Annotated in this window: 26 protein-coding genes; 13 read left to right on the top strand and 13 right to left on the bottom strand. The window is 63.8% G+C overall.

Annotated elements, in window-relative coordinates; all coding sequences use genetic code 11:
• Positions 1 to 214 precede the first annotated feature (214 nt).
• From THIVI_RS04240 to petA, 6 genes are all read right to left on the bottom strand, one after another.
• A complete protein-coding gene (locus THIVI_RS04240; protein WP_014777391.1) occupies positions 215 to 1,153 on the bottom strand; it encodes an alpha/beta hydrolase in 939 nt (312 codons plus the stop codon).
• Between the two features lie 32 nt (positions 1,154 to 1,185).
• Positions 1,186 to 1,557 carry a NifB/NifX family molybdenum-iron cluster-binding protein gene (locus THIVI_RS04235; RefSeq protein WP_014777390.1) on the bottom strand — a complete coding sequence of 124 codons (372 nt, stop codon included), beginning with the start codon at positions 1,555 to 1,557 and terminating at the stop codon, positions 1,186 to 1,188.
• A 65-nt stretch (positions 1,558 to 1,622) separates the two neighbouring features.
• Positions 1,623 to 2,525, bottom strand: coding sequence for an ATP-binding protein (locus THIVI_RS04230; protein ID WP_014777389.1), 903 nt, complete (start codon positions 2,523 to 2,525; stop codon positions 1,623 to 1,625).
• Complete coding sequence (locus tag THIVI_RS04225; protein WP_245537374.1) at positions 2,522 to 3,436, bottom strand: ATP-binding protein; 915 nt, start codon at positions 3,434 to 3,436, stop codon at positions 2,522 to 2,524. The genes THIVI_RS04230 and THIVI_RS04225 overlap by 4 nt, the downstream gene beginning before the upstream one ends.
• A 3-nt stretch (positions 3,437 to 3,439) precedes the next feature.
• A complete protein-coding gene (locus THIVI_RS04220; RefSeq protein ID WP_014777387.1) occupies positions 3,440 to 3,811 on the bottom strand; it encodes a NifB/NifX family molybdenum-iron cluster-binding protein in 372 nt (123 codons plus the stop codon).
• A 384-nt stretch (positions 3,812 to 4,195) separates the two neighbouring features.
• Entirely contained in the window at positions 4,196 to 4,789 is a 594-nt protein-coding gene (gene petA / locus THIVI_RS04210; protein WP_014777385.1) for a ubiquinol-cytochrome c reductase iron-sulfur subunit, read from the bottom strand.
• A gap of 212 nt (positions 4,790 to 5,001) precedes the next feature.
• Here petA and THIVI_RS04205 point away from each other — a divergent pair, with 212 nt between their 5' ends.
• The 7 genes from THIVI_RS04205 to THIVI_RS04175 all read left to right on the top strand — a co-directional run bounded on the left by THIVI_RS04205 (position 5,002) and on the right by THIVI_RS04175 (position 10,398).
• Complete coding sequence (locus tag THIVI_RS04205; RefSeq protein ID WP_052314955.1) at positions 5,002 to 5,355, top strand: DUF134 domain-containing protein; 354 nt, start codon at positions 5,002 to 5,004, stop codon at positions 5,353 to 5,355.
• A gap of 163 nt (positions 5,356 to 5,518) precedes the next feature.
• On the top strand, positions 5,519 to 5,956 hold the full coding sequence (locus THIVI_RS04200) for a CoA-binding protein (RefSeq protein WP_014777383.1): 438 nt from the start codon (positions 5,519 to 5,521) through the stop codon (positions 5,954 to 5,956).
• Between the two features lie 43 nt (positions 5,957 to 5,999).
• Positions 6,000 to 7,061, top strand: a complete 1,062-nt coding sequence (locus THIVI_RS04195) for a hypothetical protein (RefSeq protein WP_014777382.1) — start codon at positions 6,000 to 6,002, stop codon at positions 7,059 to 7,061.
• Between the two features lie 78 nt (positions 7,062 to 7,139).
• Positions 7,140 to 8,249, top strand: coding sequence for an IS5 family transposase (locus THIVI_RS04190; RefSeq protein WP_041447215.1), 1,110 nt, complete (start codon positions 7,140 to 7,142; stop codon positions 8,247 to 8,249).
• A 27-nt stretch (positions 8,250 to 8,276) separates the two neighbouring features.
• Entirely contained in the window at positions 8,277 to 9,155 is an 879-nt protein-coding gene (locus tag THIVI_RS04185) for a damage-control phosphatase ARMT1 family protein (RefSeq protein ID WP_014777381.1), read from the top strand.
• A gap of 47 nt (positions 9,156 to 9,202) precedes the next feature.
• Positions 9,203 to 10,006, top strand: coding sequence for a formylglycine-generating enzyme family protein (locus THIVI_RS04180; protein ID WP_014777380.1), 804 nt, complete (start codon positions 9,203 to 9,205; stop codon positions 10,004 to 10,006).
• The gene (locus tag THIVI_RS04175) at positions 10,003 to 10,398 is read left to right on the top strand and encodes a YchJ family protein (RefSeq protein ID WP_014777379.1); all 396 of its coding nucleotides are present in this window, start codon (positions 10,003 to 10,005) and stop codon (positions 10,396 to 10,398) included. The genes THIVI_RS04180 and THIVI_RS04175 overlap by 4 nt, the downstream gene beginning before the upstream one ends.
• Before the next feature lie 159 nt (positions 10,399 to 10,557).
• Here THIVI_RS04175 and tnpA read toward each other — a convergent pair whose 3' ends face one another.
• The 3 genes from tnpA to THIVI_RS04160 form a co-directional block, all read right to left on the bottom strand.
• Positions 10,558 to 10,989 (bottom strand): IS200/IS605 family transposase, encoded by a 432-nt coding sequence (tnpA, locus tag THIVI_RS04170; protein ID WP_014777362.1) that lies wholly within the window; start codon positions 10,987 to 10,989, stop codon positions 10,558 to 10,560.
• A 148-nt stretch (positions 10,990 to 11,137) separates the two neighbouring features.
• The gene (locus tag THIVI_RS04165) at positions 11,138 to 11,758 is read right to left on the bottom strand and encodes a response regulator transcription factor (protein WP_014777378.1); all 621 of its coding nucleotides are present in this window, start codon (positions 11,756 to 11,758) and stop codon (positions 11,138 to 11,140) included.
• Between the two features lie 5 nt (positions 11,759 to 11,763).
• Positions 11,764 to 14,301 carry an ATP-binding protein gene (locus THIVI_RS04160; protein WP_157174359.1) on the bottom strand — a complete coding sequence of 846 codons (2,538 nt, stop codon included), beginning with the start codon at positions 14,299 to 14,301 and terminating at the stop codon, positions 11,764 to 11,766.
• A 108-nt stretch (positions 14,302 to 14,409) separates the two neighbouring features.
• Here THIVI_RS04160 and THIVI_RS04155 point away from each other — a divergent pair, with 108 nt between their 5' ends.
• Together THIVI_RS04155 and THIVI_RS04150 are read left to right on the top strand one after the other, a co-directional pair.
• Positions 14,410 to 14,877, top strand: coding sequence for an RDD family protein (locus THIVI_RS04155; protein ID WP_014777376.1), 468 nt, complete (start codon positions 14,410 to 14,412; stop codon positions 14,875 to 14,877).
• Positions 14,878 to 14,945: 68 nt separating this feature from the next.
• Entirely contained in the window at positions 14,946 to 15,809 is an 864-nt protein-coding gene (locus tag THIVI_RS04150; protein ID WP_014777375.1) for an FRG domain-containing protein, read from the top strand.
• A gap of 150 nt (positions 15,810 to 15,959) precedes the next feature.
• Here THIVI_RS04150 and THIVI_RS04145 read toward each other — a convergent pair whose 3' ends face one another.
• From THIVI_RS04145 to THIVI_RS04130, 4 genes are all read right to left on the bottom strand, one after another.
• Entirely contained in the window at positions 15,960 to 16,394 is a 435-nt protein-coding gene (locus tag THIVI_RS04145; protein WP_014777374.1) for a host attachment protein, read from the bottom strand.
• A gap of 100 nt (positions 16,395 to 16,494) precedes the next feature.
• Positions 16,495 to 16,827, bottom strand: a complete 333-nt coding sequence (locus THIVI_RS04140) for a Rieske (2Fe-2S) protein (RefSeq protein ID WP_014777373.1) — start codon at positions 16,825 to 16,827, stop codon at positions 16,495 to 16,497.
• A 2-nt stretch (positions 16,828 to 16,829) separates the two neighbouring features.
• Entirely contained in the window at positions 16,830 to 17,951 is a 1,122-nt protein-coding gene (locus THIVI_RS04135) for an anthranilate phosphoribosyltransferase (protein WP_014777372.1), read from the bottom strand.
• Between the two features lie 97 nt (positions 17,952 to 18,048).
• Entirely contained in the window at positions 18,049 to 18,939 is an 891-nt protein-coding gene (locus THIVI_RS04130) for a carbon-nitrogen hydrolase (RefSeq protein WP_014777371.1), read from the bottom strand.
• A 284-nt stretch (positions 18,940 to 19,223) separates the two neighbouring features.
• On the opposite strand from THIVI_RS04130, the gene THIVI_RS04125 reads away from it, so the two are divergent.
• The 4 genes from THIVI_RS04125 to THIVI_RS04110 all read left to right on the top strand — a co-directional run bounded on the left by THIVI_RS04125 (position 19,224) and on the right by THIVI_RS04110 (position 22,327).
• Positions 19,224 to 19,976: a metal-dependent hydrolase gene (locus THIVI_RS04125; protein WP_014777370.1), complete on the top strand. Its 753-nt coding sequence runs from the start codon at positions 19,224 to 19,226 to the stop codon at positions 19,974 to 19,976.
• A gap of 133 nt (positions 19,977 to 20,109) precedes the next feature.
• On the top strand, positions 20,110 to 20,967 hold the full coding sequence (locus THIVI_RS04120) for a Uma2 family endonuclease (RefSeq protein ID WP_014777369.1): 858 nt from the start codon (positions 20,110 to 20,112) through the stop codon (positions 20,965 to 20,967).
• A gap of 67 nt (positions 20,968 to 21,034) precedes the next feature.
• Positions 21,035 to 21,994, top strand: a complete 960-nt coding sequence (locus THIVI_RS04115) for an acetyl-CoA carboxylase carboxyltransferase subunit alpha (protein WP_041447278.1) — start codon at positions 21,035 to 21,037, stop codon at positions 21,992 to 21,994.
• 51 nt (positions 21,995 to 22,045) lie between these two features.
• A complete protein-coding gene (locus tag THIVI_RS04110) occupies positions 22,046 to 22,327 on the top strand; it encodes a hypothetical protein (RefSeq protein ID WP_041446821.1) in 282 nt (93 codons plus the stop codon).
• The last annotated feature ends 15 nt before the right edge of the window (positions 22,328 to 22,342 follow it).

Below are 22,342 nucleotides of genomic sequence, written 5' to 3'. Positions count from 1 at the left end.
ATTCGATCAAACCTTGCATGAAACCGCCACGATGATCGAATCGCCTCCTTGCCGCACCGGCATCTGCGGGGACGGCCGGAGACGTTGGGGACGCTGCGGCTCATTCGCCCATCGATCTGATCTCTCGACGATCCTCTCCCGCGTTCCCTATCCGCTGCCGATCCGTTCGCTCGGATCGCTGGCCGGATCTTCCAGACAGACCGGGCCGAATCGTTCAGACCCGTCGCGGTAACGGCCTGTCCGAAAATCGCGTCGCGTCCTTCCCCTGGGGAGGTACCGGGAGCACTCCGCGACAGGTTTTCCCGAGGAATGCGAGCAGCGCATCGGCATGCGTTTCGATGGCGTCGATGGAGTCGTGATCCGTGTCGGGAAGTATCAGCAATTCAGTCGAGGCATCTCGCCGATTGGCGTAAATGCACTCCGCGTCCTCGGGTGGAACCCGCGAATCCGTCTCGCCATGAACCAACAGCACCGGGCAGGTGACGTGCCGGATGCTCCGGCAGGGGGCGATGTCGTCGAAACGCGCCTGGATGGTTCGCTCGACCCAGCGCATGACCAGCCAGCCCAATGTCCAGGGAATCCGGTTGCCGCGAAACTGCCGGCGCATAAGTTGCTCCGGATGGGCGAAGGCGGCAATGCTGATGACGGCGGCCAGATCGCGGCGGCGCGACGCTAAGAGCAGCACCGCGCCGGCGCCCACCGAGTGTCCGAGCAGCGCCAGGCGCCTGGGGTCGATGCCCGGTTGGCGCGCGAGCCAGTCGAGTCCGTGTTCCAGATCCTCGGCGAAGCGCGGCAGGGAAGAGAATCCGTCGGTATCGCTCCGGCCATGATTGCGGGCGTCGATCAGCAGCACGGCATAGCCCTCGCGATGCAGCGGGGCGGCGAAGGGCAGCATCTGTTCCGCGTTGCCGCCCCAGCCATGCAGCACGATCACCGCGGGCAGGGGTTCGGCGGGCTCGGCGGGCGAGACCAGCCAGGCGAACAGGGTTTTGCCGTTGACGGTCGGAATACGTAGGCTGCGGTAGGGCAGGGCGAGCGCGGCGGGCGTGCCCTGCTCGCGGATGCGCGGCGCCCGGTAGACGCGATGCAACAGGGCCGGCGTCAGGGCGACACCGGCCGCGAGGAGACCGGCGGTCAGGATGAAGGCCGTCAAGGGATGCTCCGTCTCAACCGCGCGTCTCCGGTTCAGCCGTGCCCGTGCGCCACGCTCTCGGCGCAGGGCGCGGCGGCGACGAGGGTGCCGCCGAGATACTTTTCCAGCGATTCGCGCACCGTGCCCGTCGCGCCGGTGGCGGTTTTGATGCCGGCCTGCGTAAAGAACTCGATGGCGCGTCCGCCCATGCCGCCACTCAACATGACCTCGGCGTTCTGTTGCCGGATGAACTCCGGGATTTCGCCCGGCTGATGGGCTTCGGCGAAGGGATTGGCGATGTCCCGCGTCGCGGTCACCGCACCGTCTTCAATGTCTACCAGAATGAAATAGGGCGCGTGTCCAAAATGTTGGGCAACCTGGCTGTCGAGTCCCTGGCTGGTTTCGGCGGTAATGGCAATTTTCATCTCAAGTTTCCTGGTTGTTGATTAGGTTGTTCAAAGGTGAGTTGTTCAAAGGGTTTTTCGTGCGGTCATGCCGGCGCTTCCAACAGGAAGGGTACGACGCGCTCCCACAGCGCGGACAGCGCGAGGCTGGCGGGGGCGTCGGGGCGATAGACGGTCACCGCCTCGCCCGCGACCATGGCGCTGGCGACGGTCAGGTCGAAGGGAATCCGGCCGACCGTGGCGATCCCTTGCGCGGCGCAATCGGCTTCGATCTCGCGCGCGCCGTCCGGATAGACATCGGCCTTGTTGATGCAAACCAGTGCCGGAACGCCAAAGTGCTGGACGGTTTGCAGCGCGCGACGCAGGTCATGGATGCCGGAGACCGTCGGTTCGGTCACCAACAGCGCCAGATCCGCGCCAGACACGGCGGCAATCACCGGACAGCCGATGCCGGGCGGGCCATCCACGATCACCAACTCGCGCTGCTCGTCCAGTGCGTGCTGGCGGGCGCGCTGCCGGACCTGGGTGACCAGCTTGCCGGAATTTTCCTGACCCGGAGACAGATTGGCATGATGGAGCGGTCCATAACGGCTGTCGGATCGGGCGCATTCGCCGACCGTCTGTTCCTGCATGGCGATGCTTTCGGTCGGACATTGATAGACGCAAGCGGCGCAACCGTCGCAGGCGATGGGGTCGATCGCCCAGCCCCCGTCGATCTCGACGATGGCGTCGAAGCGGCAGACCGATTCGCAGTCGCCACAGCGCATGCAGGTGTCGTCGTCGATCACGGCCACTTGGCCGCCGCGAAACGGCTGGGTGTCGAGCCGGCGCGGCTGGAGGACGAGTTCCAGATTGGCGGCGTCCACATCGGCGTCGGCCAACAGAATCCGGTCGGCGAACGGCCCCTGGGACGCCAGATGGGCGAAGGCCGCGGTGACGCTGGTTTTGCCGGTGCCGCCCTTGCCGCTGAGAATGACGAGCTGTTTCATGGGTTCACCCCGGCGACGATGCGCTCCAGAAGGTCGTGGAAGCCGGGCCGGTAGTCGGGCGCGGCGTCCACCAAGGTTCGACCGCTGGCGATGGCCACGGCGATGCGCCGCTCCATCGGGATGCGCAGCAGAATCGGCAGTCCGCTGTCGGCGCACCAGGTGCCAACGGCGTCGTCGCCGATGCCGTCGCGGTTGACCACCACGCCGGCGGGAATGCCCAAGTCGTGGGCGATGGCGGCGACCTGTTTCAGATCGTGCAGACCGAAGGGCGTCGGCTCGGTGACGAGCAGCGCGAAATCCGCCCCGCGCATCGTTTCCACCACCGGACAGGAAGCGCCGGGTGGGGCGTCGCGGATTTCGAGCGCGCCGCTCGCCCTGAGCGAAGTCGAAGGGCCTGTCCTGAGCGAAGTCGAAGGGGGCACGTCACGGGTCGCTGGGGTCCATTTTTTCAGCTCGCGCAGGATGGGCACGCCCATGGTCTGACCGACGTTCATCATGCCCTGGGCGAACGTGATGCCTTCCGGTGTCGTGCCGCTGTCGATCGCGCCGGTTACCGCCAAGTGCTCGCTGATCGCCTGCTCCGGGCAGTTCCAGGTGCAACTGCCGCAGCCGTGGCACAGATCGTCGAACACCAGTACCTTTTTGCCGACCACGGCGATGGCGTGGAACTGACAGATCTCGGCGCACCTTCCGCAAAAGGTACAGGCTTGCGCGTCCACGCGCGGGACGCGGATACCAACGTCCCGATGCGTCTCCAGGTCGGGGTGGAGGAAAAGCGCGGCGTTGGGGGCTTCCACGTCACAATCGAGGAAACGCACCGCGTCCCGTTCCGCGGCCACTTGCGCCAGGCTGGTGGCGACGGTGGTTTTGCCCGTGCCACCCTTGCCGCTGGCAACGACGATCCGCATCATTCCCTAGCCTCCGTGATGGCCGCCATGGGTGGCGCCATCGGCTTCGGCCAACTGCCCCGCCCGGAACGCGGCCAGGATGTCGGCGGCGCTGCGGGCCGCGTTCCCCGGCGCGAGATAGCGCTGGATGTTGGCGGCGGAGAGCGTGTCGTAAGCCTTCGGACCATAGGCCCCGCTGACGACTGCCCGCGCGCCGAGGCTGGCGACGAACTGCGCCGCCTGCACGCCCGCCCCGCCCGACGCCGAGAGCGCCGGATTGGCGTGGACCGTCCAGGTGCCGGTGTCCGAGTCGACCAGACAGAAGGATTCGGCGCGTCCGAAACGGGCGTCGAAGGGCGAATCAAGCGATTGACCGGCGATAGAGATGGCAAGTTTCATGAGTTCGTCTCAGTGTGTCCTATGAATGCGAATCCGGACGGGGCGCATCCAGCCGTTCCGTCAGTTGTTGAACCATGGACCGCAGCTCGTTGAGCTGCTGCCGCATCCAGGACATCATCGAATTGGCGTTGCCATTGGTGCCCGCGCCTTGACCGCGTCCGCGAAGTCCGCGTCCACGGCCGCCTTGGCCTCCAGCGTGACTCAGTCCCGCGCGGTTTGCCGCCTGACGTCCGCGACACCCGCCTTGACTTTGCCCTCGGCCCTGACCTGGTTGACTCGGACCGGTTCCGTCTTTGAATGGCATGCTGTTCTCCCGTGTTCTATTTGAGCGTTAATCGTGATTGCTTCACCGAATTTCGGTTCGCAAAGGTTCTGGGGCCGGCATCAGGCCGCGCCGCCATCCTCGCCGATCAGGATCGTCGTCTCGTTGAGATAGGCGTGTTTCGGGATCACCAGGTTGGTGGGCGCCGGAACATTCTTGAACACCCGTGCCGCGAGATCGAAACGCGAGCCGTGGCAGGGGCAGAAGAAACCGCCCTTCCAATCGGCGCCCATGTCGTCCGGCGCGACTTCCGGCCGGTAGATCGGCGAGCAACCTAAGTGGGTGCAGATGCCGATCGCGACCAGATACGCCGGCTTGATGGAGCGGGTGGCGTTCTGACAATACGCCGGCTGCTGGGGTACCCCGGATGCCGGGTCGACCAGCTTGGGATCGTTGCTGGCCAGGGAGGCGAGCATCTCGGGCGTCCGGTGCACGATCCACACGGGCTGTCCCCGCCATTTGACTCGCAACAGTCCGCCCGGCTCCAGTTTGCTAACATCCGCTTCGACCGGCGCGCCCGCGGCCCGGGCGCGGGCGCTCGGATTCATGGACGCGACGAACGGAACTAGCGCGTAGCCGACGCCCACGGCGCCGACCAGTCCGGTCGCGGCGACGAGCACGCGCCGTCTCGTCTTGTTCACAGCTTGTTCGCTCATGGACGCTTGTCTCCTGGCTGATGCGAGCGGCGCCGGCCCTATGACAGGCGGGCTTCCCACGCCACTTGGATAAAATCCGATTGCCGACTTTTCTGATCGACATCATCGCCGTTTTCCCGAGCGAATTACCCTGATATTTGTCAATGCAAAAAGAACATATGTGCGTTTAACTGGGCATCTCAAATCAGCACGAACCACGCTTAGGAGGCACAGTGCCGGGTCGACGACGACGTGCCCGCTGGATTGGATTCGATCCGGGCTTTCTCTGTTTCAAACCCTGCGGCCGCTCGGGATGCGGCATGGATAGCGTGGTGCTGCGCGCCGACGAACTGGAAGCCCTGCGGCTGGCGGACCTCGAAGGCTTGTATCAGGAAGACTGCGCGCTGCGGATGGGCGTCTCACGCACGACTCTGTCACGGACCCTGACACAGGCGCGCCGCAAAGTGACGGATGCGCTGATCAACGGCAAACGGCTGGTGGTGACGCCCGCTCAGGATCTCGCGGAAGCGCCGGATGTCGGGAACGACGCAGATCCCATTTCGATTTATCCTGAAAAAAGCAGTTGAACCACAAAGAACGCAAAGTCTTTCAAAGCACTAGCCATGCGGAGGAAGCCACCTGCGGGGTGACGGTCGCGGATGAGACAAGCATCTGTTTTTTCGCGTCCTTTGCGCCTTTGCGGTTCCAAGTGCCAAATTTAATTTATTCACTCAACTGGAAAGCAATCTCATGGCCTCGAATTACGAAACCTTCTTTACCCTCTCCAGCTACGCCGTCGTCGGTCGCTCCCAGGCCAAACCCTTCCCGATTCTCAGCTATCGCGGACTGAAGGCGATGGGCAAAACGGTCTATGCGGTCGATCCCAGCGCCAACTTCATCGACGGCGACGTCGCCTATCCTGGGCTGGCGCAGTTACCCGGCCCCGTCGAGGGCTTGATCGTCGAGGTGCCGAAAGCGGAGACCCGCGACTGGATCGCCGCCGCTGCGGCGGCGGGCATCCGCGATGTCTGGGTCCACATGGCGCACGATACTCCGGAGGCCATCGCGCTGGCCGCGGAGAAAGGCATCAATCTGCGCACTGGCACCTGTGCCGTGATGTACCTGAATCCCGGTTTGTCATACCACAGCATTCACAAGCTCATCATGAAGATGGTCGGTAAGTATTGATGCGTCGCCATCGCTTCTCTTTCGACTGACGTGGAGACCGCAGATGAATCAACGCAAAACATTCGCACTCGTCTTGACCGTCCTTGGTCTGCTGCTCGCGGTTGCCGGACCTTTTCTGCCCGGCGGCATCCATCTGACGCCAGTTGGCCCGCCGGGGGCCGGACATGTGACGAGCCTTGTCGCCACGGACCAGGGCGACATCCTGGCGGGCACCCAGGCGGGTGAGGTCTGGCGTCTGCGCGGCGGAGCCTGGACGCGGGAAAACCTGGCGCTGGGCGGTCAGCCGGTGCTGGCCCTGCTCGGCGAGCCGGGACGCACGCCGGTAGGGACCGCCGCGGGACTCTTTCCGCCGGCCGGCGAGTCGCCGCTGGAGGATCGGGTCGGCAGTCTGTTGCAGACCGAGCTGGGGCTGCTGGCGGGGACCGTTGGCGGCGTGCGTCTGCTCGTCAATGGCCGCTGGTCCGCGCCGGGGCCGGTGGCAAACATCTATAGTCTGAGCGGTCAGCGACATGGCGACGGGCACTGGCTGCATGCAGGGACCATCGGCGCGGGCGTGCTGTCCACGTCAGCGGCCGAGGCGGGCGCCGCCTGGCAGCCGAACAGTCAGGGATTGCCGGAAGCGGTGAAGGTCTTCAGCTTCGCCACCACCCAGGGCGGCCTATTGCTGGCGGGAACCGATCAGGGCGTGTTCTGGCAGTCACGGCCGGGGCAACCCTGGCGGTCGCTGCATCCCGCGCTCGACGGCAGACGGGCGATGTCGGTACACATCGCCGCCGACGGCGAACGGCAAGGTCGCGAGCGCTTGTGGATCGGCGGCGACGCCGGACTGTCCTCGCTGGCGCTCGCCGAGCAGGGCGAGACGCTCGCCGCCGAGGGCGATCCGCTGCTGGCCGACAGTGCGGAGTGGCAACCGCCGTTCGGGATCGGCGCCATCGTGTCGAGCGGTGATCGGCTGCTGGTCAGTGCCGGGGCGGTCTATGAATACGGTCCAACCCCGCTGTCCGGCTGGTACTGGATCTCGCTGGCCGGCGTGGTGCTGATCCTGATCGCCGGTTGGATCATGCCGCGGCCCACGGGCGCGACGGCGGACCCGGCGGATGTTTGAGGATTCGTCAGAGGGTGTAGACAAAAATAATTGAGCTGCTATTTGTATACCAGTCTACAACTGAGCTGGTGTGCGCTGATGTCGAAAGCTGGTCGTCCCCCCAAGATTCACGAGGCGGAGCAAGCGGTATTGCGTCAAATTGTCACGGATCGCCCGACCTCCACGCTGTCAGAGATTGCCCGGGAACTCGCGGCACGGACGGGAATCGAGGCTCATGAAGCAACGATTCGCAAGTCCTTGCGGGAGGCGGGCGTCACGCGCCTCCGGGGCGAGAGTGGTCTCGAGGCGCAAGCGCGCGCAACGCCGCGTCGGTATGGGTATACGGATGCGCATCGTCGCCACGACCCCGACCAAAGCTACCCAAGTTGTCTGACCGATGCGGAGTGGGACTTGGTCGCCGCTCTCTTTGAGATGCCGGGCGGGCGGGGTCAACCGCCCCGCGTGTCGCGCCGGAGCATCCTGGAGGCGTGTTGCTACGTGGTGCGCACGGGGTGCGCGTGGCGGATGCTGCCGCACGATTTCGCGCCTTGGCAGAATGTCTACAAGACGTTTCGCCGTTGGAGTGCGGCTGGGAAGTTTGAGCAGATGCATGATCGACTGCGGGGGCAATGGCGCGAACGCGAGGGGCGTGAGATCGCGCCGACGGCGGCGGTGCTGGATGCGCAATCGACCCGCGGCTCGCCGCAGGGTGGACCGAGCGGCTTTGATGCGGGCAAGCAGGTCAAGGGGCGCAAGCGCAGCCTGGTGGTCGATACCTTGGGGTTCGTGTTGGCGGTGAGCGTGGTCGCGGCCAATCTTCAGGACCGCGATGCCGCCTCGGGCGCCGTCGCTGACGCGGCCGCCAAGTACCCCCAGATCAACACGCTGTTTGTCGATAGCGCCTACGCCGGTCAATTTGCCCAAACCACCGAGCAGACCCACGCGATCCGCGTGGAAGTCGTGCGCCATCCAGCCAACAAAAGCGTTGGCTCCTGGCACGTGGACGGGGCGCCTGACCGAGTGGTGATCGCCAACGCCGACGGCTTCGTTCCGCTGCCGAAGCGCTGGGTTGTCGAGCGCACCCATGCGTGGAATGAGCGTGCCCGTCGATTGATCATGCATCATGACCGTCTGCCAGCGGTCTCCGAAACCTGGGTTTGGCTGGCGGAGGCGCGCATCCTGCTGCGGCGGTTGACCACAACGGTTTGATTTTGTCTACACCCTCTCAGCAACGCGATGAAAACCTACCTGGACTGCTATCCCTGTTTTCTGCGTCAGGCGTTGAGCGCGGCCCGCCGTGCCCATGCCACGGCGGAACAGCAGCGCGAGATTCTGCTGGAGACCATGGACCAACTGCGCGCGCTGCCGCTGGAGGCGACGCCGCCGGCGATGGCGGAGCGCATCCATCGCCTGGTCCGGGAGCGGACCCACACGCCCGATCCCTATCGCGCAAGCAAGCGGGACGCCACCGAACAGGCGCAGGCGCTGCTCCCGGAATTGCGCGAACGCGTGCGCACCGCGCCCGATCCGCTGGAAACCGCCGTGCGGATCGCCATCGCCGGCAACATCATCGACGACGGCGTGGCGGAAGGCTACGACCTGCGCCCGACGCTGGAGCGCGTGCTCGCGCAGCCCTTCGCCATCGACGGTCTGGCGCAACTGCGTCAGGCGCTGCGCACAGCCGATGCGATTCTGTACCTGGCCGACAATGCTGGCGAGACCGTCTTCGATCGCGTCCTGATCGAGACGCTCGCCCCGCCGGTGACCTACGCGGTCAAGGGCGGACCGGTGATCAACGATGCCACGCGGGAGGATGCGCTGGCCGCCGGTCTGGAGACCGTCGCCACGCTCGTCGATAGCGGCTCCGACGCGCCCGGCACCCTGCTCGATCGCTGTTCCCCGGCATTTCGCGAGCGCTTCGCGCGGGCGCCGCTGATCGTCGCCAAGGGTCAGGCGAATTACGAGACCCTGAGCGAGGTTCGCGCGCCGGTCTTTTTTCTGCTCCAGGCCAAGTGTCCCGTCATTGCCGACGATCTGAACGTCCCGCTCGGCAGCGTCGTCCTGAAGCCGCCGCGCGAATCGGGCCAATGGGTCGACGGCGACCGCGAGGCGTGATCGTGAGCGCCGCATCCTCCGAGATCGATCCACGGAAGTCGCCCGCCATGCGCACGACCCTTCTCGCCTTCGTCCTGCTGGCCGCCATCCCGTCCGCGCTTGCGGGGGCGCCGGACACCTACACCAATGACATCGGCATGCGGTTCAGACTGATCCCAACTGGCACCTTCCGAATGGGCTGCGATCCCGACGCCGCGACCTGCGGGCGTAGCGAGATACCCCAGCATGCCGTGCGGTTCGAGACGCCTTTCTATCTGGGCGAGACCGAGGTCACTCAGGCGCAGTGGGAACAGGTGATGGGTGACAATCCGTCCCACTTCAAAGGTCAAACCAACCCCGTGGAACAGGTCTCCTGGAACGACGCAGCGGACTTCATCCGCGCGCTGAACGAACGGGAAGGCTGTCGCGACTGTTACCGTCTACCGAGCGAGGCCGAATGGGAATATGCCGCGCGCGCCGGCACGACCACCGCCTACTGGTTCGGCGACAGCGAAGAGGAACTGGGGCGGTATGCCTGGTACGTCGCTTCGTCCGGCGAACGGTCCCATCCGGTCGGACAGAAGCCGGCTAATCCCTGGGGCCTGTACGACATGCACGGCAACGTCCTGGAATGGGTGCGGGATTGCTATCACGAGAACTATACCGGCGCACCCACCGATGGCACGGCCTGGACCACCGACTGCAAGACTACCAAGGACGGCACGCCGTTATACGGTCAGCGTGGCGGTGCCTGGTATCTCTATCCCTATGGCAGCCGTTCCGCGTTCCGTTTTTACTACACGCCCGCCTTCCGGGCCTACAGCTATGGCCTGCGGGCCGCCCGGACTTTGCCGCCGGATGCCGCGCCATGACGCGCCAGTCCAGCACCGCCTGCCCCTGCGGTTCCGGCCAATCCTACGAGGCGTGCTGCGGCCCCTTCCTCGCAGGCGCAACCCTGCCCCCAACCGCCGAGTCCCTGATGCGCTCGCGCTATAGCGCTTTTGTCCGCAATGACGTCGAGTATCTGCGCGCGACCTGGCATCCCGCCACCTGTCCCAGGGATCTCGCCCCCGACGCCTCGACCCGGTGGATCGGGCTCAAGATTCTGTCGACGGAGGCCGGCGGACCGAACGACGGGCAGGGGTCGGTCGAGTTTGTCGCCCGCTACAAGGTTCAGGGCCGCGCCCATCGTCTGCGCGAGCGCAGTCGGTTTGTGCGTGACGAGGGGCAATGGCGCTACCTGGATGGGGAACTTGCGGTTTAAGGTGATTTCCAGGAAACCTTGTGCCCGCGATCAGCCCGATCATCGACAGGAGTAACCATCCCCCGGCAGAGCCGGGGGCTTTGAATTCGTGAGCCGCTCAAAGCGGCAAGGGGTCGCTAACGCGGCCCCACGGTTCTTGGGCCGCCTAAAGGCGGCAAATCAGTCCCACAGATTGAGCTGGTCGAGTCGCTTGTCCTCGCGCTCTTGGTGCTGAATGTACGCACGGATCGTTGCTTCATCCCGACCGACCGTCGACACAAAATACCCGCGTGCCCAGAAATGCTGTCCCCGAAAGTTGCGCTGACGCTCTCCGTAGACCCGCGCCAGGTGGATGGCACTCTTACCCTTGATGTAGCCCACCACCTGGGACACGGCGTACTTGGGCGGAATCGCAATCAGCATATGCACATGATCCGCCATCAAATGCCCTTCCTCGATCACGCTTTCGCGCTGCCTCGCCAGCTTGTGGAAGACCTCCCCAAGATGCGTGCGCAACTGCCCATACAACACGCGGCGACGGCACTTCGGAATGAAGACAACAGGATATTTACACTCCCACTTGGAGTGGCTTAGGCTTTCAAATGCGTCCATCGGACTCTCCTCAGTCGTGTGCTTGGCGGCTCACGCTGCGGAGTGTCCCCGATGGACTCCCGGAAATGTCAAACTGCTACTGTCACCCCGGCAAAGCCGGGGGATTTCTCATTTTATTAATAGGATTTCGGTCGGGTATGAACTCCCCTCAAAGCGGCGAATCGACCGCGACCAGCAAGGCCATCCGTACCAGCTCCGCCAGCGACTCGGCGCGCATCTTTTCCATCACGCGCGCCCGGTGGGCCTCCACGGTTTTGGAACTGACCCCGAGCGCCGCCGCAATCTCCCGGTTGGATTTTCCGTCGGTGACCATGGCCATGACCTCGTGCTCGCGCGGAGTCAGCTCGGCCAGACGCATGGCGATGTCGGCCTTCGCGGAGCGGCTGGCCCGATGCTTCTGGTCGAACTCCAGCGCGTTGCGGATGCTGCGCAGCAGATCCTCGTCGTGGAAGGGTTTTTCGATGAAATCCACCGCCCCCGCCTTCATGGCCTTGACTGCCATCGCCACGTCTCCATGGCCGGTGATGAGGATGACCGGCAGTCGATACCCCTGACGCATCAGATAGCCTTGCAGTTCCAGTCCGCTCATGCCGGGCATCCGCACGTCCAGCAGCAGACAGCCGGGGCGGCCTGGATAATGGCTGGCGAGAAACACGTCGGCGGACTCATACGTCTGCACCGACAGGCCAGTCGATTCGATCAGCCATTGCAGCGAGGTTCGCATGGCTTGGTCGTCGTCGACGACGAAAACGGTCGCATCGGTTGTCATGTTGTTCAGGTATCCAGACGTTCGGTATGGCCGCCGTCGCTCTCCCCGGTCGGGAGCGACAGCGGCAGTGTCATATGAAAGGCCGCGCCGCGTCCCAGTTCAGACTCGGCCCAGATTCGACCCTCATGATTCTCGACGATCGTTTGGCTGATCGCCAGTCCCATTCCCATGCCGCCCTCTTTCGTGGTCACGAACGGATCGAAGAGACCGGCGAGACGCTCCGGCGCGATTCCAGGCCCCGTATCCTCCACCACTGCCCAGGCATCGCCATCCTGGATGCCGGTGCGGATGTGCAATCGCCGCTGGTCTTGCGGCCGGTCTTCCAGGGCATCGAGCGCGTTGCCGAGCAGATTCAGCAGCACCTGTTCGACCTGAACCAGATCGACCTGGATCGGGATCGGCTCCGGCGCCAGGTCGAGTTCGATCTGGATGCCGACCCGAGTGGTCTCGAATTCGAGGAAGGAGCTGACCTCTCGCACCAGATGGTTCAGATCCGTCTGGATGCGGCTGGGCGGCTGCTTGCCGACCAACGCGCGCAGCCGCTTGATGATCTCGCTCGCGCGCTGGGCCTGCGCCGTGATCTGACCCATGGCGCCGACCAGCTCCGCGGTCTGCCCCGAGCCGCCCTGCAGCCGCCGGCTGCACCCGTTAGCATAGTTGACGATGGCCGAGAGCGGCTGGTTGAGTTCATGGGCCATGCCGGTCGCCACCTCGCCCATGGTGCTGAGCCGGCAGACATGGACCAACTCGGCCTGATGCTGACGGGATTCCTGCTCGGCGCGGCGCACGGCGGTGATGTCGCGGGCATAGATGTTCAGGTACCCAAGATCGCGGATCGGCGCGAACAACAGCGAGTAGACCTGACCCGAGATCTCGAGTTCGCGTTCAAGGGGTTGACCGGTTCCCAGCGCCAGGGCCACGACGTCGCACCATTCCTCGGGCAGGCGGACGCCCGGTTCCGCCCGCCAGGCCAGCAGCAGGGGACGGCTGGCATGATTGGCATAGACGATCAGACCCTCGGCCGTCACGCGCATGATCGGGTTTGGGCTTTCGCTCGCGAAACGGGCCAGGCTTTTGATTTCCTGTTCGGCCTGCTTGCGGCTGCTGATGTCGTGAATGTAGAGCGTGTAGAACCGCCGTGCCTCAAGCTCGATGGGCGCAATGGAGATTTCCACCGGAAGCTCCGAGCCGTCCGAACCCAGTGCCAGCAACTCGCCGCGCCCCAGGGGTTCGCGATGCAGATGGCGGGAACGATCGAGCAGACGCTTGAAGGCGGCGCGCGCGACATCGGGCAAAAATCGCTCCGCGAAGGACTCGCCGATCGCCTTCCCGCGCCCCAGACCGAACAGGCGCTCCGCCGCCGGATTGAATTCGATGATCTGACCGGCCTGATTCAGCGTGACGATGGCATCCAGCGACGCCTCCATCATCGCCGCCTTGAGTGCCTCGCTCTCGCGCATCGCGGCCTGATGCTTGCGGTTCATCTCCTCGCGGGCCGTCAGCACCAGCTGCGTGAAATGCTGGATCCACTCCTCCAGCAGCAGGAGTTGGTTGCCACCGCGATGAAAACCGGGCTCGGCGATGCCGAGTGCCCGCTGCGAAAAGCGGGTCATGCGCTTGAGCACTTTATTCAGACGCGAGGACACCAGATAGATGACGGCGGTGAAGACGATCACAAAGACAGCCGCCGCGATAAAGCGTTGGCGGCGCTCGAAGATGCGCACATGACGCGACATCCGCTCCACGACGGTATGCGGGACGAAGGTCGCGAAGAGCAGATTGGAATCGGAACCCTCGTACTCCGGCAGAGATTGGGAGGTGATCACAGAGGTATCGTTCCAGTCGCTCAGCAGGCTGCCCGGAATCAAGGCCGCCGAATCAACGCTGGCGACGATGCGCTGGTCGTCGCCGTCGACGAGCGCCACCGCCGCGCGGCCGACGTCCAGCCCGCGCTGCGAGGCGGCCAGAAAGGCCTCGTCGATGGGAACCAGCACGACCAGATAGCCCATGCCATAGCCGCCGGCGTCCTCGACCGCGTCGCTGTTGATCAGGTAGAGCTGGTTGCCGATACGTTCGATGACGGAACGTGTCGTGCTCGGGTCGAGGAATCGCGCGTTCACGCGGGTCGCGATTCCGCCGGGCGCCGGCACCTCTCCGGCCTGAAAGATTTCCCTGACCCGCCCCTGGGAATCCGTGAGCAGCACATGGCTCGGCGGACTCAGCACGTCGGGCTCGAAAAAATCCGGTAGCCAGTGCGGGCGGAATTCCTTATACACCACCGGACTGACGGTTTCGTCCTCGGACCAGAAGAGAGGCTCCAGATACTCCGACAGACGCCGGTGATTGGCGAGCAAGCGGGTCATGGCGCTATAACTCGACAGGTGACGGTCGAAGCGAATCAGGCTCTCGCGCGCGCGCAGATCGAGCTGCACGCGCAATTCCTGGTCGAAAATCTTATCGACCTGACGGCTCTGGATTTGATCGAGGGTGCTCCAGATCGCGATTCCCGCGGCCAGCCCGATCAGAATTGCGATCCATGGCATGGGTAGCCGTCGCAAAAGCTTAAACAAAAGTGGTTTAATAATGACCCGGTTCAACATAGCGGCTTCCGTTCGAAGCTATCGATCAACAACCATTCGGCAGTAGAAACCATGGAATTCGACGTCACCCTTGCCAATCAGCCCTCACTCTTCCGACGCCTCGGCGCGATGCTCTACGATAGCGTACTGTTGCTAGGCGTTCTGATCCTTGCAACCGCCATCGTCGCCATCCCCTATGAGATCGTCGTTGGCGCGAAGGTGTATGAAGCGACACTCCCGCTCGCCCTGATGCGTCTTTATCTACTCGTCGTCGTCGCGGCATTCTACGTCTACTTCTGGATGCGTGGCGGTCAGACGTTGGGCATGCGCGCCTGGCGCTTCCGGGTCATCGGCGACGATGGCGGCAATCTGGGGTTCGGCAGCGCGCTCCAGCGTTTCGGCTGGGCCATCCTCAGTCTTCTGCCGGCGGGTCTTGGTTTCTGGTGGAGTCTGATCGATCGGGACCGACTCGCCTGGCACGACCGCAAATCGCACAGCCGGCTGGTGATGCTGGAGAAGCGCACGGGGAAGGCGTCCTGAAACCGAGGTTTGCGGATCTTGGTCCGCAAATCCGATCTCCCCATCAGTCAGCCTTGGACGAGGCCACGATGCGTTATCAAGATCCGTCGACCCGCTCCGCTGGGCTCCCTGCCGATGCGGCCGTTCGCGAGCCAGCGAGCGCTTCGCCGAATCCGATCCGGGTCTCTTCCTGGGCCGAAATCCAGGACGTGCTCTTCGCCGATTCCTGGGTGCCGGAGATTGGCCGTTATCGCTCGCGCTATGCCTTTCGGGGTCTGTCCGACGCGAACTATCCGCTGGAGACGACCCTGATGCGCCTCGGCGGCGGCTACGCCCAACTCGAACGGCACCTGCTGCGCAATTTCCGCAAGTATGCCCATCGGCGGGTGGTGGAGCGGGATTCGGTCTGGCACTGGCTCTCGGTCGCCCAGCATTATGGCCTGCCGACCCGGCTCCTGGACTGGACCTATTCGCCCTTCGCCGCGCTGCACTTCGCCACGTCCAATATCGACAAGTTCGACCGGGATGGCGCCATCTGGGGCGTCAACTATATCGCCGCCCATCGCATGGCCCCGGAGCTGCTGCGCTCGCGGCTCGAATACGAAGGCGCCAATGTCTTCACCGTCGAGATGCTCTCCGAGAGCGTCAAGACCCTGGCCGAACTGGATCAGCTCCGCGACGAGCCCTTCACGCTGTTTTTCGAGCCGCCGTCCATCGACGACCGCATCGTCAATCAGTTCGCGTTTTTCTCGATGAGTTCGGACCCGACGCTGGCCATCGACCGCTGGCTGGCCGACTATCCGGATATCTGGATGCGAATCGTCATCCCCGCCGAGTTGAAATGGGAGATCCGCGATAAGCTCGACCAGTCGAACGTCACCGAACGGGTGTTCTTTCCTGGTCTGGAAGGACTGACCGCCTGGCTCACGCGCCACTACAGCCCGCGGGGCTGATCGCCCCTTGGGATTGACGCTCACGGATGTTGCGCTGCATCATTGTAGGGGCGAATGAATTCGCCCCTACTGGCTTGCATCCTGCTCAAGGGATGGAGATCCCCTTGATCTCCATGCTCGTCCCACACAACGAGAATTGATGAACAGGCTCTAGAACAGTTGTGCGACATGCGCCTTCAGCGCAGCCGCATCCTCGCGGGTGAGATCCTTCGTGACCTCTTTCTTCACCGCGCGTCCCAGCGCGTCGCTCATCCGCTCACGTAGCAGACCGAGAAAATGCGGCGAGGCCACCACGTTCAGCGCCTCGAAGCGGTGCTCGTGCAGGCCCGACTCCAACTCGTCGACCACCCGTCTGGCAAAGCGGATGGAACTTTGCTCCTTCGGATCCACCGGCGTCTGGGTGGCGTGACGCTGACCGCCCAGCGAGTCGAACGCCCGCCCAGGCTTGTCGGTCTTGAGATCCTTGCCTTGCAGCCGGTTTTCAGGGTTCACCAGATCCAGCACCTCATTCAGGGGTGCGTTCCGGTTGGCAACCTCGAACAGTCGCGCGCGCGCATCGCTTGCCACGAGCATCCAGGTCTTCATAGGAAACCTCCCGCTGTCGACTCACGAGGGTCTCCGCATGCGAACGGCGCCCGCCGTTCGACGGGAAACTCCTGATTTAACTGTAGTCAAGATCCGCCAATCATCCAATCTCCGCCGGACTCGATGGATCGAGCCACACCCGCCCCTCGTCGACCGCCAATCGATAGGTGCGGATCGGTTCGTCCGCGGGCTCGTCGAGCGGCGCGCCGGTCGCCAGGCTGAAACGGCTCCCGTGCAGCGAACACTTGATCCGGTCGCCGTCCAGACAGCCATAGGACAGCGGATAGTCCTCATGGCTACAACGGTCCTCGACGGCATAAAAGTGTCCGTCCACATTGGCGACAAGGTAGGGTCGGTCCTCGATCACGACTTTGATGAATTTTCCGGGCGGAATGGCGTCCGTAGCGGCGACGGCAACGAATGGCTGGTCCATGATCAACGCACCCGTTGCGCGGCCTTGCCGGAGTCCAGAATGTCGCGCAGCCGGTCGGCGGCGACCGCGAGCGACGCCTCGCGTCCAAGATGCCAGAGGATAACCGAGCCGGCGAACACGAGGCTGTCGTAGGTCGGCCCTTGGACGCCATTCAGCGCGGCCATGCCCGCCTCGGCGGCGGCGCTGGCTGTCGCCGGGACATCCACGGCGACGGCGATTTCGTCGCCAGGGCGGGTCGTCTGCGGCAGATTCTCGGGCAGCGGAACGGCGCGGACCGATTGCGCGATCCCGAGTTCGGTGGGATCGATCTCGAAGGATTGCTCCTCGGAGTGATGCTGATAATTGAAGCTGGTGCCTTTCTGTCGCAGCGAGGGAATCACGCCGCCCTCGACGCCGCGCACCAGCAGGGCGGAGTCGAATCCGGCATGACGGGCAAGCAGGGCATAGATGCGCGGATAGGGCTTATGGACATAGCCCGTGACCAGATGCGTATGTTTGCGACCGTGAATCGGTCGGGCCATGACCTCCACCGTCGTCACCGCCTGCCGCTTGACGATGGCCGAGCGCAGGTCGACCAGATTGTGCAGCGGGGCGCAGAAGGCGCGCTGATCGACATAGCTCCAACCGAGCGTCGGATCGGCCAGACGGTCGGCGGCTTCCACCGGGGTCAGATCCACCGGCGCGCCGGCGGCCTCCAGCACATGACGATGGGTGACGCCGAATTTCGGCCCCACGGCATGCGCGCCCTGACTGATCGCCGCCACGCCGTATTCGGCGAGCAGCGGCATCAGGAAGGGCGCGGCGGGCAGACAGCGATTGTAGCCATCGTAAGGGTCGGCGATATCGACGACATCGTCGACATCCGCCACCACATGGCCCGTCACCTCGCGGATCGCGTCCAGAATGCCTTTAAACTCCTCGTCGGTCTCGCGCTTCATGCGAAGCGCGATGAAGAAGATGCCGGCCTGGACCGGATCGACCGCATTGTCGAGGATCGCGCGCATGCCGATGCGCGCCTCTTCCATCGAGATGTCCTTGGACAGCTCGGGGCCGGTCGCGATGCGCTGAATGATGGAGCGCATCTGAAGTCGTGCCTCGTCGGTGGCGGTCGTGGTGCTGCTCATGGCTGTCCTCCGGGACGGTCGTTTTTGTGAAGACTGGAGAGTGAAACGTGGGATCGAACCCCAATAAAAAACCCCATTGAGAATCCTATCGGGATTCTCAATCGCGGTAACGCAGGTTCAGATCGGTATAGGCGTCGATGCGCCGATCGCGCAAAAAGGGCCAGACGCGCCGGACCTGTTCGGTGCGCGACAGATCGACCTTGACGATCAGCAGCTTGGGCGCCTGATCGTCGGCTTGCGCAAGAATTTCGCCCTGGGGTCCGCAGACGAACGAATGGCCCCAGAAGCGGGCGCCGGCGCTGACGCCGCTGGGATCGGGCTCGAAGCCGACCCGATTGCAGGCCGCGACCGGGAGACCGTTGGCGATCGCGTGGCTGCGCTGGATCGTCATCCAGGCATCGAGCTGACGGGCCTGTTCCGCTGGCGGATCGTTCGGATCCCAGCCGATCGCGGTGGGATAGAGCAGCAGTTGCGCGCCGGACAACGCCATGGCGCGGGCCGCCTCCGGAAACCACTGATCCCAGCACACCAGCACGCCCAGGCGCCCGACGGCGGTATCCACCGGATTGAAACCCAGATCGCCCGGCGTGAAATAGTATTTTTCGTAATAGCCCGGATCGTCGGGGATGTGCATCTTACGATAGATACCCGCCAGCGAACCGTCCGAGTCCAGCACGACCGCCGTGTTGTGATAGAGCCCAGGGGCGCGGCGCTCGAACAGCGAGCCGACGATCACCAGTTCCAGTTCGCGTGCCAGCGCGCTCAGGCGCTCGGTGGTCGGGCCGGGGATCGGCTCGGCAAGATCGAAGACCGCAGGATCCTCGGTCTGGCAGAAATAGGGATCGTTATGGAGTTCCTGGAGCAGAATCAGCCCGCAGCCGCGAATCGCCGCCGTGCGGATGGAGGTTTCGCAATCGTCCAGGTTCGCCGCGGTGCTGCCCTGGTCGGACTGCTGAACGAGTGCGATGGTCAAGGATGGCCGGGGCATGAAACTGAACCTCAGGGTAAGGAGTTGGCGCTGTATTATCCGCGCAAATCGCCGTTCGTCCTAGAAAGCGGGTTTCAGTCGGCAGTTGGCAGATACCGAGTCTTCCGAATTCCTGACGGTCCAACTGGAGGCGATGTTCGCGGCAAGTCACGGTTTGCGATCCCGCGACTGCAAACACGTCCGTCAAACGCGAACAGGTTAAACTGCTCTATGCCCGCGCCCGAACGAATGCCGACACCTGACATCTGAAAACCGCCCCCGCTACTCAACTCTGAATTTTCAGCATGGCCAATTTCCAAACACATCTGAATGTCTGCATCGTCGTGAGTGCCGCTGTCACGCTTGGCTTGCACACGGCCGGTCTGATCCAGGGCGATCAGGCGCTGCCGTATTTCGTGCTCGGCGTCCTCGGCGGCATGCTGCCGGATATCGACTCGGATCGCTCCAAGCCGGTCAATGCACTCTTTAGCGTGCTCGGCGCGGGGTTGGCATTCGTCATGACATTGCCCCTGATCGAGCGCTTTCCGCCGCTGGAGCTGACCCTGATCTGGGGTGGGGTGTATCTGTGCGTGCGCTACGGGTTCTTCGAGATTTTCTCCCGCCTCACGGTGCACCGCGGCATCTGGCATTCCTGGCTCGCGATCGCGGCCGTGACGCTCGCGACCGTCAACATCGCCTCCTGGCTGTGGCGACTGCCGCCCGAGCCGGCCTGGCTTGCGGGTCTGATGGCGGGCATCGGCTATCTGACCCATTTGAGCCTGGACGAGATCTACAGTGTCGATCTTTTCAACGCCCGACTGAAACGCTCCTTCGGGACGGCGCTCAAGCCTTTCAGTTTCAACAATCCCTGGAGCAGCCTGGCGATGCTGGCAACGGTCCTGGCGCTGGCATGGCTGGCGCCACCGGCCGATTCCTGGTCGGGGAGGTTCAGTCTGGAAATGCCCGTGGATCTGGACGCCGTGCCAGGTATGATCCAGGATGCCGTCGAGCAGGTTCGTATCCAGGCGACTGTCTGGTGGACACGCTTGACGGGTTGACGCGGACTCCGATTCCAGGCGGCGCTCGCCCTTCGCGGGTTGCGTCGAACTGTACTCGAAGCTTGGGCTGCGCTAGATTGCAGCGTTCGCCGAGCTTCGCCGACGCACCGCAAGCCACTTGAGGAAAGCGCCCATGTCGATGGCCCAACCGCTGTTTTCAGATCCCGACTGGCCGGCGGGCGATCCGCCGGAGGGGATGCCGCCGGTTCCGCCCACACAGGATGAACTCCCTTGCGACGATGGAGAACCCATGGAGACGCAACGGCACAAGTGGCAGATGGATCTCCTGATCGATGCGCTCGATCTCTGGTTGCAGGAAAAGGGCGAGGGCTACACGAACGGCAACATGTTCGTCTATTTCAGCCTGGAGCAGACGCGGGGTCGGCATTTTCGTGGGCCGGATGTCTTTGTCGTCCTCGGCGTGCCGCGCGGCGAACGTAAGAGTTGGGTGGTGTGGGAGCAGGGCAAGGCGCCGGACGTGGTCATCGAATTGCTTTCGCGGAGCACGGCGGCCAGCGATAAAGGCGAGAAGAAAGAGATCTATCAGGACCGGATGCGGGTGCCCGAGTATTTCTGGTTCGATCCCTTCAATCCGGAAGACCGCGCCGGGTTTCAACTGACCGATGGCGTCTACCAGCCGATCGAGCGCGATGGGCAGGGTCGTCTCCATAGCCCGCTGCTGGGTCTGACGCTGGTTCTGTGGCAGGGCGACTATCTTGGCATCGAGGGCACCTGGCTGCGCTGGGCGACGCCCGATGGCGTACCGTTGCCAACCCATGCCGAGGCGGCCTGGAATGCCGCCGAGGACGCGCGCCAGCGTGCCGAAACCCAAACGCAACTGGCGCAAGAACAGATGCGACTGGCCGAGAAACAACGTCGCTTCGCCCAAGCGCAACAGGTTCTGGCCAGGACCGAAAGAGAGCGTGCCGAGCGCGCGGAGACCGAGCTTGCGCGCCTCAAGGCGCTGCTTGAGGGAGATAAACCGCGCTAACGCGCGGCGATGCTTGATTTCAGGCTCATTGCAGCCATAAAACAACAACGATGTAAGGGTTATGGACCTGAATTTGAATTTTCTCGATTTTGAACAACCCATTGCCGAGCTTGAGGCGAAGATCGAAGAGTTGCGTCTGGTGGGCCACGATAACGAACTCAACATCCAGGAAGAGATCGAGAGACTCCATACCAAATGCGTGGCGCTCACCGAATCAATCTTCTCCGCGCTGACCCCCTGGCAGATCTCGCAGTTATCGCGCCACCCGCAGCGGCCCTATCTGCTCGACTACGCGCGACGGCTGTTCGACGACTTCCATGAACTCCACGGCGATCGGGCCTTTGCCGACGACCGCGCGATCGTCGGCGGACTCGCGCGGATCGACGGTCGGCCGGTCATGGTCATCGGACATCAAAAGGGCCGGGATACCAAGGAAAAGATCCTGCGCAACTTCGGCATGCCGCGCCCCGAGGGTTATCGCAAGGCGTTGCGTCTGATGGAGATGGCCGAGCGGTTCGGGCTGCCGATCCTCACCTTCATCGACACCCCCGGCGCCTATCCAGGCGTCGGCGCGGAAGAACGGGGTCAGAGCGAGGCGATCGCCCGTAACCTGCGCGAGATGTCGCGGCTGCGCACCCCGATCCTCTGTACCGTAGTGGGGGAGGGCGGTTCGGGCGGCGCGCTCGCGATCGGTGTGGGCGACTGGCTGGGGATGTTGCAGTTCAGCACCTATTCGGTGATCTCTCCCGAGGGCTGTGCATCCATCCTCTGGAAGAGCGCCGACAAGGCTCAACTCGCCGCCGAGGCGATGGCGATCACCTCCGACAAGCTGCTGGAACAGGGGCTGGTCGACCAGGTCATCAAGGAACCGCTCGGCGGCGCCCACCGCGACCCGGACGCGGTCGCCAAATCGCTCAAGGCTGTGCTGGTGGAACGCCTGGACGCGCTCACCGGAATCCCGCCAGAGACGCTGATCGCGGCACGCTACAAGCGGCTAATGGGGTACGGACGGTTCAAGGAGGCATGACGGGACGTTGTCCACAGATGCTCGGTTTGCCAGACCTCACGAGGTAACGGCATGGCGATCAGTCACGAAGAGATCCTGGAGTTGTTTCGGGAGGTTGCGGAAGCGCAGAAAGAGACCCAACGGATATCCCGGGAGACGAAGCGGATGTTTCAGGAAACCGAGCGTCTGTTTCCGCAGTACGCCGGCTATCGGCTGATGGGTGCGGTCGCGGCGATGGTGCTGCCCGATGAAGTGGCGCGTTTTGCCTACCGCCAGAGCCTTTTCGTGCTGACCCAAAGCGGGGACGCCATCCTCATCCGCAACGACGACCGTTTCACGCCGAAGGAGTGGTAAGGTTTCGGGCGTCCG

Origin of the sequence: Thiocystis violascens DSM 198 (genome assembly GCF_000227745.2) — a bacterium.
Taxonomy (GTDB): Bacteria; Pseudomonadota; Gammaproteobacteria; order Chromatiales; family Chromatiaceae; genus Chromatium; species Chromatium violascens.
This window is presented reverse-complemented; position numbering and strand designations above follow the sequence as displayed.

Coding starts and splice junctions, on each gene's coding strand:
- THIVI_RS04120 (WP_014777369.1), top strand. CDS start 20,110: ATGTCGATGGCCCAACCGCTGTTTTCAGATCCCGACTGGCCGGCGGGC.
- THIVI_RS04155 (WP_014777376.1), top strand. CDS start 14,410: ATGGAATTCGACGTCACCCTTGCCAATCAGCCCTCACTCTTCCGACGC.
- THIVI_RS04175 (WP_014777379.1), top strand. CDS start 10,003: ATGACGCGCCAGTCCAGCACCGCCTGCCCCTGCGGTTCCGGCCAATCC.
- THIVI_RS04180 (WP_014777380.1), top strand. CDS start 9,203: ATGCGCACGACCCTTCTCGCCTTCGTCCTGCTGGCCGCCATCCCGTCC.
- THIVI_RS04160 (WP_157174359.1), bottom strand. CDS start 14,301: ATGCCATGGATCGCAATTCTGATCGGGCTGGCCGCGGGAATCGCGATC.
- THIVI_RS04225 (WP_245537374.1), bottom strand. CDS start 3,436: ATGATGCGGATCGTCGTTGCCAGCGGCAAGGGTGGCACGGGCAAAACC.
- THIVI_RS04130 (WP_014777371.1), bottom strand. CDS start 18,939: ATGCCCCGGCCATCCTTGACCATCGCACTCGTTCAGCAGTCCGACCAG.
- THIVI_RS04220 (WP_014777387.1), bottom strand. CDS start 3,811: ATGAAACTTGCCATCTCTATCGCCGGTCAATCGCTTGATTCGCCCTTC.
- THIVI_RS04110 (WP_041446821.1), top strand. CDS start 22,046: ATGGCGATCAGTCACGAAGAGATCCTGGAGTTGTTTCGGGAGGTTGCG.
- THIVI_RS04150 (WP_014777375.1), top strand. CDS start 14,946: ATGCGTTATCAAGATCCGTCGACCCGCTCCGCTGGGCTCCCTGCCGAT.
- petA (WP_014777385.1), bottom strand. CDS start 4,789: ATGAGCGAACAAGCTGTGAACAAGACGAGACGGCGCGTGCTCGTCGCC.
- THIVI_RS04140 (WP_014777373.1), bottom strand. CDS start 16,827: ATGGACCAGCCATTCGTTGCCGTCGCCGCTACGGACGCCATTCCGCCC.
- THIVI_RS04230 (WP_014777389.1), bottom strand. CDS start 2,525: ATGAAACAGCTCGTCATTCTCAGCGGCAAGGGCGGCACCGGCAAAACC.
- THIVI_RS04190 (WP_041447215.1), top strand. CDS start 7,140: ATGTCGAAAGCTGGTCGTCCCCCCAAGATTCACGAGGCGGAGCAAGCG.
- THIVI_RS04145 (WP_014777374.1), bottom strand. CDS start 16,394: ATGAAGACCTGGATGCTCGTGGCAAGCGATGCGCGCGCGCGACTGTTC.
- THIVI_RS04200 (WP_014777383.1), top strand. CDS start 5,519: ATGGCCTCGAATTACGAAACCTTCTTTACCCTCTCCAGCTACGCCGTC.
- THIVI_RS04195 (WP_014777382.1), top strand. CDS start 6,000: ATGAATCAACGCAAAACATTCGCACTCGTCTTGACCGTCCTTGGTCTG.
- THIVI_RS04135 (WP_014777372.1), bottom strand. CDS start 17,951: ATGAGCAGCACCACGACCGCCACCGACGAGGCACGACTTCAGATGCGC.
- tnpA (WP_014777362.1), bottom strand. CDS start 10,989: ATGGACGCATTTGAAAGCCTAAGCCACTCCAAGTGGGAGTGTAAATAT.
- THIVI_RS04235 (WP_014777390.1), bottom strand. CDS start 1,557: ATGAAAATTGCCATTACCGCCGAAACCAGCCAGGGACTCGACAGCCAG.
- THIVI_RS04165 (WP_014777378.1), bottom strand. CDS start 11,758: ATGACAACCGATGCGACCGTTTTCGTCGTCGACGACGACCAAGCCATG.
- THIVI_RS04125 (WP_014777370.1), top strand. CDS start 19,224: ATGGCCAATTTCCAAACACATCTGAATGTCTGCATCGTCGTGAGTGCC.
- THIVI_RS04185 (WP_014777381.1), top strand. CDS start 8,277: ATGAAAACCTACCTGGACTGCTATCCCTGTTTTCTGCGTCAGGCGTTG.